The sequence below is a fragment of the Serratia sp. H1w genome, from assembly GCF_000633355.1.
Lineage (GTDB): Bacteria > Pseudomonadota > Gammaproteobacteria > Enterobacterales > Enterobacteriaceae > Chania.
On sequence record NZ_AYMQ01000061.1, the window covers coordinates 1 to 1,479 of the forward strand.

Sequence of the window (1,479 nt, forward strand, 5' to 3'; positions counted from 1 at the left end):
GCGTATCGATGGACTGGTTGGTAGCATACAGTTGTGAACCGTTTACCGCATCGGTGCTGGTATCACTCAGACGGCCTGCGGCCACGTTAGTGATAGTACGTTCCGCCCCCTTATCACCCACACTGACGGTGCTGGTTGGAGCGACCCCGGCAAAATCATACTCTTTGCCGTTGATGGTCGCTTTGGCCGTCGCTTCTGCGGCGGCAGTCACGGAGCCTGCACCCAATGCAACGTCGTTGTCATGGGTAGAGACTGCCCCCATACCAATCGCCACGGAATCCTGACCCAGCGCAGACGAATCTGTCCCGGTGGAGTTGGCGTGGAAGTACTTGGTCCCGGTGTTGTAGATGTTGTTAACGCTATCGCCAAGATTGGTGATCGCCGTGGTGTTGCCCGCGATGTTGGTGGTGTTGATATCCACCTGATCGTTGGTCGCTTTCAGCTGTGAACCGTTGACCGCATCAGTGCTGGTGTCGGTCAGATCGCCCGCGGCTACGTTGGTGATCTTGGCCGGACCATTGCCTTTATGGTTAGCACTGTAAGCCCCCGCTCCGCCGTTCGCCGCCGGATCCCACTGCAGTGCATCATCCTTCAGCTCATTAATATTGGTCGTGTTACCCGCAATATTCGTGGTGTTGGTGGCAATGTTAGTGGTATTGGTCGCGATATTGGTGGTGTTGGTATCAACCTGCGTGCCCAGCGTATCGATGGACTGGTTGGTTGCATACAGTTGTGAACCGTTTACCGCATCGGTGCTGGTATCGCTCAGACGACCTGCGGCCACGTTGGTGATAGTACGTTCCGCCCCCTCATCACCCACGCTGACGGTGCTGGTTGGAGCGACCCCGGCAAAATCATACTCTTTGCCGTTGATGGTCGCTTTGGCCGTCGCTTCTGCGGCGGCAGTCACGGAGCCTGCACCCAATGCAACGTCGTTGTCATGGGTAGAGACTGCCCCCATACCAATCGCCACGGAATCCTGACCCAGCGCAGACGAATCTGTCCCGGTGGAGTTGGCATGGAAGTATTTGGTCCCGGTGTTGTAGATATTATTAACGTTGTCGCCCAGATTGGTGACGATATCACCCAGGTTGGTCACGTTGTTGTTGGTTTCGGTCAGTTGCGAGTAGTTCACCGCATCGCTTGGCGCTACGCCATCCGCCACGTTGGTGATAGTGGTGCCACCGGTGTGTGTGCTGTTGTCGTAGGTGTTGCCACCCAGGGTAATGTTGTTGTGAGTGCTGTTGTCATACATCACCGCATCGGCAACAGAACCCGCTGCCGTGGCTTTCAACTGCGCCACGTTGACCGCATCCATATCGTCCGCACCGGCAGCCAGCCCGGTAATACGACGATCGCCCACGTTCACTTCACCCTTCGCTTTGCCACCGACCAGATAAGCGTCATGCGACAAGGTGCTGCCATCTGCCAGCGAACCGGCACCCAGCGCGATGCTGCCATCTGCACTGGCGATAGCGC

General features: G+C 56.9%; 1 pseudogene. It reads right to left on the bottom strand.

The features are described 5' to 3' along the window. Positions 1-1,479: pseudogene (locus U869_RS0115380) on the bottom strand (hypothetical protein); the annotation flags it as partial.